Annotated in this window: 6 protein-coding genes and 1 pseudogene; 2 read left to right on the top strand and 5 right to left on the bottom strand. The window is 71.6% G+C overall.

Annotation, left to right across the window (positions count from 1 at the left end; translation table 11 throughout):
- Positions 1-162 precede the first annotated feature (162 nt).
- On the bottom strand, positions 163-1,230 hold the full coding sequence (gene dapE / locus AB0C78_RS39755) for a succinyl-diaminopimelate desuccinylase (RefSeq protein WP_360758549.1): 1,068 nt from the start codon (positions 1,228-1,230) through the stop codon (positions 163-165).
- A gap of 40 nt (positions 1,231-1,270) precedes the next feature.
- Here dapE and AB0C78_RS39760 point away from each other — a divergent pair, with 40 nt between their 5' ends.
- Positions 1,271-1,957 (top strand): 4'-phosphopantetheinyl transferase superfamily protein, encoded by a 687-nt coding sequence (locus AB0C78_RS39760; protein ID WP_360758557.1) that lies wholly within the window; start codon positions 1,271-1,273, stop codon positions 1,955-1,957.
- A 9-nt stretch (positions 1,958-1,966) separates the two neighbouring features.
- Here AB0C78_RS39760 and AB0C78_RS39765 read toward each other — a convergent pair whose 3' ends face one another.
- The 4 genes and pseudogenes from AB0C78_RS39765 to AB0C78_RS39780 form a co-directional block, all read right to left on the bottom strand.
- Positions 1,967-2,830, bottom strand: a complete 864-nt coding sequence (locus tag AB0C78_RS39765; RefSeq protein WP_360758559.1) for a helix-turn-helix transcriptional regulator — start codon at positions 2,828-2,830, stop codon at positions 1,967-1,969.
- Positions 2,831-2,929: 99 nt separating this feature from the next.
- Positions 2,930-3,523: pseudogene (locus AB0C78_RS39770) on the bottom strand (helix-turn-helix transcriptional regulator); the annotation flags it as partial.
- 42 nt (positions 3,524-3,565) lie between these two features.
- On the bottom strand, positions 3,566-3,793 hold the full coding sequence (locus tag AB0C78_RS39775; RefSeq protein WP_360758551.1) for a hypothetical protein: 228 nt from the start codon (positions 3,791-3,793) through the stop codon (positions 3,566-3,568).
- Positions 3,794-4,353: 560 nt separating this feature from the next.
- Entirely contained in the window at positions 4,354-5,190 is an 837-nt protein-coding gene (locus AB0C78_RS39780) for a 2,3,4,5-tetrahydropyridine-2,6-dicarboxylate N-succinyltransferase (protein WP_360758553.1), read from the bottom strand.
- 44 nt (positions 5,191-5,234) lie between these two features.
- Between AB0C78_RS39780 and AB0C78_RS39785 the strand changes: the two genes are divergently transcribed.
- Positions 5,235-6,149 (top strand): hypothetical protein, encoded by a 915-nt coding sequence (locus tag AB0C78_RS39785; protein WP_360758555.1) that lies wholly within the window; start codon positions 5,235-5,237, stop codon positions 6,147-6,149.
- Positions 6,150-6,298: the final 149 nt, after the last annotated feature.

Consider the following 6,298-nt stretch of genomic DNA (forward strand, 5'->3'; position numbering starts at 1 on the left):
CGACCGTCAGCCGCCGATTTCGGATCGGCCCGGCGGCGGCACGGTTACGGGCGGCCCCGGAACCCGCGGCCGGACGGCCCGGGACGAGCGGCAGCGCGGCCGGCGCCCCGGCGAGCGCGATCTCGGCGGAGGCGAGCACGCCCGCCTGGGCGGTCAGCGACCCTAGGCGGTCAACCAGGTGCGCATGCGGGTCTCGCAGTCCGCGATCAGCGGCATCTCGACGTACTCGTCCTTGGTGTGGGCGAGGGTCGGCTCGCCGGGGCCGTAGTTGACCGCCGGGACCCCGAGCTCGGAGAAGCGCGCCACGTCCGTCCAGCCGAGCTTGGCGCGGACCTCGGTGCCGCCGGACGCGACGGACGACACGAACGCGGCGGCGGCCGGATGGGTGAGCCCAGGGCGGGCGGCGGACGCGGCGTCGGTCACCTTGACGTCGAAGCCGTCGAACACCTCGCGCAGGTACGCCTCCGCCTCGGCGAGGGACTTGTCGGGCGCGAACCGGTAGTTGACGGTGACGACGCATTCGTCCGGGATGACGTTCCCGGCGACGCCGCCGTGGATGAACACCGCGTTGAGGCCCTCGTGGTACTCCAGGGCGTCCACCACGGGACGGGTGGGCTCGTACGCGCGCAGGACGTCGAGGATCCGCCCGGCGGTGTGGATGGCGTTGGACCCCATCCAGGCGCGCGCGCTGTGCGCCCTCTCCCCCTTCGCCGTCACCTCGATGCGCATGGTCCCCTGGCAGCCGCCCTCGATGTGCGCGCCCGTCGGCTCCATCAGGACGGCGAAGTCGCCCGCGAGCAGCTCCGGACGGGTCGCGGCGAGCCGCCGCAGCCCGTTGCGCTCCGCCTCGATCTCCTCGCACTCGTAGAACACGAAGGTGATGTCGCGGGTGGGCTCGGTCACGGTCGCGGCCAGGCGCAGGGCGACCGCGACGCCGCTCTTCATGTCGGTCGTCCCGCAGCCGTAGAGCCGGTCGCCCTCCATGCGGGACGGCAGGTTGCCGTTCAGCGGGACGGTGTCGAGGTGCCCGGCCAGGACGACCCGCTCGGCGCGCCCGAGGTCGGTGCGGGCGATCACGTTGTTCCCGTCGCGCTCCACCGCGAGGTGCGGAAGCGCGCGCAGCGCCTCCTCGACGGCGTCCGCGAGGGGCCCTTCCGCACCGCTCACCGACTCGATGTCGACGATCGCCGCCGTCAGGTCCGCCACGTCCGAGAACAGATCAAGCCGCATGGACAGCAAGCGTACGCGGCTTATGATCGCGGGCGTGGAGATGCCTGTGCTCGAGTGCGCCGTCCACTGGGCGGCCCCGGCGGACGAACCGCATATGCGCGACCTTCTGGACGCGGGTGAGCGCGACCGCTACGCGCGGTTCATGCGCGCCGAGGACAAGGCCCGGTTCGTCACCGGACGGTTCCTGGCCCGCACCGTCCTGTCGGAGGCGACCGGCCTCGCCCCGAGCGGCATCCGGTTCACCACCGACTGCCCGCACTGCGGCGGCGCGCACGGCAAGCCCCGCCTTCCCGGCTCCGGCCTGGACTTCTCGCTGTCGCATTCGGGGGACCGCGTCGTCCTCGTCCTGTCCGACGGCCCGGAGGTCGGCGTGGACGTCGAGCGGGAGAGCGACCGGGACGTCGACCGCCTCGGCACGATGGTCCTCAGCGCCCCGGAACGGGACGTCCTCCAGAACCTGCCGCCGGACCAGCGCAAACGCGCCTTCCACTCGTACTGGTGCCGCAAGGAGGCGCTGCTCAAGGCCACCGGCCACGGCCTGGCCGCCTCGATGACGGCCATCCACGTCTCCGGTCCGGACGAGCCCGCCGCGGTGCTGTCCTGGGACGACGACAAGGCCGTCTCCCCCGTCCGCCTCGCCGACCTCACCCCGGGCCCCGGCTACGCCGCGTCCGTCGCCGTCCTCACCGACCGCCCCCTCAAGATCACCGAAACGCCGATCGGCTAGCGACGCTGGTCAGACCCCGTCCAGCAGCTCCAGCAGCAACCGCCGCGTCGTCCTCGGGTGGAGGGCCTTGATGCTGAGTTCGTTCATCACGCGCACGTACGTGTCGACGTCGGTCGGCTTGTCCAGGTAAAGCGCGCTGGTCAGCTGCTCCAGGTAGACGATGTCGGACAGGTCCGGCTCGGCGAACCGCAAGATGGTGAACGGGCCACCGGCCGCCGCGTGCCCGCCGGCCCCGAACGGCACGATCTGCAGCGTGACGTTCGGAAGCTCCGACATCGCGATGAGGTGCTCGACCTGGCGGCGCATGACGTCGTAGCCGCCGACCGGGCGGCGCACCACCGCCTCGTCCAGCACCGCCCACAGCGTCGGTGCACCCGGGGAGGCGAACCTCCGCTGCCGCGTCGTGCGGAGCCACACGCGCCGCTCGACCTCCTCATCGGAGGCGTCGGAGTAGCCGAGCCGCACCACCGCTTCCGCGTACTCCTCGGTCTGCAACAGGCCCGGCACGAACTGCACCTCATAGGTCCGCAGCAGCGACGCGGCCTCCTCCAGCCCCAGGTAGACCTCGAACCAGCTCGGCAGCACATCGCCGTACCGGTGCCACCAGGCCGGCGCGTTGGCCTTCTTGACCAGCTCCAGCAACGACGCCCGCTCCGCCGGATCGCTCACCCCGTACAGCGTGAGCAGGTCCGAGACGTCGCGCTCCTTGAACCCGACGCGTCCCAGCTCCATCCGGCTGATCTTGGAGTGCGAACCGCGGATCTCGTAGCCCGCCCGCTCGGTGGAGATGCCGCGTTCCTCCCGCAGCCGCCGCAGCTGGGCGCCGAGCAGGATGCGCAGGACCGTGGGACCGCCGCGCCACGAGTAGTCGATCGGTCCACCGGCCTGGTCGCCGTCGGCGGGCCCGCCTTCTGCCGGCGGAGCCTGCTCCACCGGCAGAAGGCGGTCGCAGGCGGTCTCCCACGCCCGGAGGTCCGAGGGGGTCCCGCCGCACAACTCCACGATCCGCAGGACGTCCTGGAGCCCGGGAGGCCGGGAGCCCTGCAGGAAGTCGGCCACGGTCGTCCGCGCCAGAACCGGGGCCGTGCCATGGCCCGGCTCGTCGCGGGACCGCTCGACGAGCATGCGCAGGCTCAGCCCCGCCCTGGCGCGCAGCCCGTCGAGCATCCCCATCAGTTCGGGCAGCGTGCCGGCGCGGGCGGGGTCCACCGCGGCGTCCGCGGAAGCGTGGTTCGGCTCCGCCGACGGCTGCGGCGGCGACCGCTCCCCGCCCTTGCCGTGCCGCGAGTCGCGCGAAGGGCCGATGGCTTCGGCGGTCTCGCGCCACAGCCGCTCCCAGACGGCCAGGTCTCCGCCGCACGCCCGCACGTAGGCGCGGGTGATCTCCCAGCTGGGCAAGCGGCGCCCGGACGCGGCCTCGGCCAGCGTGGTGTAGCCGTAGTACGACCGGGCGGCCATGGCGCGGTAGCTCGGCGTTCCCGCCTCGGCGCGCAGGCGGCGCAGCCTGACCGCGAACGCCGTGACCGGGTTATCGGTCGGATCGAGGGGATTCTCTCGTCTCGGCATGGACGCACCCTTGTGAGGGGCGCCGCCGGTGGCGTCTGCGGGTCAGAGCTCACCGGCGGCGCGAGCGGACAGGTGCGCGTGCCGCGAGCGGCTCCGCCGGCGGACGACCAGTTCGGTCAGCACCGAACCGGCATAGGCCGCGACGAAGACCGCCCCGTACGGATCGACCCCCTTGAGGACGAGGACGACGATCACTACGAGCAGCAGGATCCGGATGAGCGCGTGCCGCCGGTGCGCGCCCTGCAAGGCGCTCTGGTGCGGAGGGTTCACCGATGAACCTCTTTCGATTCACTCGTTCGATGGCTCGGGCGGGTCGTGGATCTCGACGGGCGGGCCGGGCCACGCGGTTGCCGCCGCGGAGGGTCCGTCCGGTTCCGTCTCAAGATTCATCGTGGCGGACGGCGCTGCGACTCGGAAGCATTCGGGGGATTTGCGTTGTTCGGAGTCTGGCGGGCCCCGGCGATTACCCGATCTCCCGCATCCGCGTCAAGCTCCGGTTGTTCGAAGATTCGCCCGAGCTAACGAGCAGATGTACTTGCACCGGGCGAACAAATATCGGGAACAACGAAACCGAACGACGGCGGCGCATATCCGCAGGTCAGACGGCATGGTGAGAGAGCCCGCCCGCGACCGGGCGGTTTCCGCGCCGGAGGGGCTTGCCGGACGGCGCCCGCACGGACTTACCTTGGGCATGTCGTCCATGACGCCGGGGACCGCTCGCGGATCCCGGCCGGACGGCCCGATCGATGCATCCGTCTGATGGCTCGGGCGGGGACGATTGGCACGGGGCCTCCTGTTGCCGCAGGAGGCCCCGACACGTATCAGCCGCGTCAGGTGTTGATGCCGTGGTCGCGCAGGATGTCGTTCAGCGAAGCCTTGTCGTGCCGCTGCCCCGGGTCGAGGCGCTTCAGGATCAGCACCGCCGGAAGACCGAACGTCCCGCCCTTGAACTCCTTGTAGCGGGTGCCGCCGACCGCGACGCACCAATCCGGGATGCGGCCCCGGCTGATCTCCTCGCCCGTCTCGACGTCGATGACCGGCATGGACGCCGACAGGTTCGTCCCGGAGCCGACCACGGCGCCCTTCCCGACCCGCGCGCCCTCCACGATCATCGAGCGGCTGCCGATCATCGCCTCGTCCTCCACCACGACGGGCTTGGCGTTCGGCGGCTCCAGCACGCCCCCGATCCCGACACCGCCCGAAAGGTGGACGTTCTTCCCGATCTGCGCGCACGACCCGACGGTCGCCCACGTGTCGACCATCGTCCCGGAGTCGACATATGCGCCGAAGTTGGTGAACGACGGCATCAGCACCACCCCCGGCGCCAGGTACGCGCCCCAGCGGGCGATCGCGCCCGGCACCACCCGCACCCCGTCGAACCGGGTCTTCAGCGGGATCCGGTCGTGGTACTGGAAGTCGCCGACCTGCGAACGCACCATCCCGAGGACCTTGAAGCTCAGCAGGATCGACCGCTTCGCGCGCTCGTCCACGACCACCTCGTCGGTGGCCGGATCGATCCACGCGACCCGCGCCTCCCCCGCGTCGAGCTGGTCGACGGCGGCGACGATCGCCGCGCGCGCGTCGGCGTCGTCCGGCCCGAGCTCGGCGCGCCGCTCCCACAGCTCGTCGATGACCTGGGGAATCGGGCTGGTGAACGTTTCCGTCATGGTCCTTGAGCTTACTGGTGGCCGGTTCCCGGTACCTTCTTCGCGTGGCTGTTTGGTCGAGGTTGAGGACGCGCCCCGAACAGGGTTCGGGCGGCGGCGGGCGCCGCCGCCGGCGCTGGCCGTTCGTCGTGGCGGCCCTCGTCCTCGTGCTGGGGGTGGGCGGCTACATCGCGTTCGACCGGATGCGCCCCTACCTGCACGGGTCGGGCTGCGAGGTCGCCGTGGGAACGTCCAAGATGCCGCTGGACCTCGACCAGGCCGCGAACGCCTCGACGATCTCGGCGGTCGCGTTCCGCAAGCAGCTCCCCGAACGCGCCGCCGTCATCGCCTACGCGACGGCGATCCAGGAGTCGCACATCCGCAACCTGCCGAGCGGCGACCGCGACTCCGTCGGCATGTTCCAGCAGCGCCCCTCGCAGGGCTGGGGCAGCCCCGCGAAGCTGCGCGACCCCGTCCAGTCCACGAGCAAGTTCTTCGACGCCCTGGTCAAGGTCAAGGACTACCTCGACCGCGACGTGCACGACGCCGCCCAGCGCGTCCAGCACAGCGCCGACGGCCGCGCCTACGCCCAGCACGAACCGGACGGCAAGCTCCTCGCCCAGGTCTTCACCGGCCGCCAGCCCGCCGGGGCCCGCTGCTGGTACCCGCCGGACAAGCAGACCAGGTCCCGCCGCCCCGACGCGATCCGCGAGATGCGCCGCGCCTTCGGCCCGCGCCTCCAGGTGGACGGCCCGGGCCCGCTCACCGCGGGCGCCCCGTCCCGTCCGGACTCCTGGAACGGCGTCAAGGTGACCAACGCCCGCGGCGGCTGGGCCGTCGCCGCCTGGGCCGTCACGCACGCCCAGGTCTACGGCCTCAAGGAGGTCCGCTACGCGGGCCGCCACTGGCAGTCCAAGGCCGGCCACGACGGCTGGACGACCGACAAGAACGCCCCCACCGACCACGTCATCATCCACTGACGAAGACGGCCGCCACAAAGCCAGACATCCGTTCAATTCTGACCACAATTGGACGGAACCGATCAGCCTCTTGACCCCTTTGCCTGATCAGCCCCACACGTCCCGCCGACCATAGTTATCCACAGGTGACATACCTGATGGACAGGCGG

Origin of the sequence: Actinomadura sp. NPDC048394, assembly GCF_040651755.1 — a bacterium.
Lineage (GTDB): Bacteria > Actinomycetota > Actinomycetes > Streptosporangiales > Streptosporangiaceae > Spirillospora > Spirillospora montaniterrae.

Excerpts from the sequence above, each read along its gene's own strand:
- dapE (WP_360758549.1), bottom strand. The coding sequence starts at position 1,230 with ATGCGGCTTGATCTGTTCTCGGACGTGGCGGACCTGACGGCGGCGATC.
- AB0C78_RS39760 (WP_360758557.1), top strand. The coding sequence starts at position 1,271 with ATGCCTGTGCTCGAGTGCGCCGTCCACTGGGCGGCCCCGGCGGACGAA.
- AB0C78_RS39780 (WP_360758553.1), bottom strand. The coding sequence starts at position 5,190 with ATGACGGAAACGTTCACCAGCCCGATTCCCCAGGTCATCGACGAGCTG.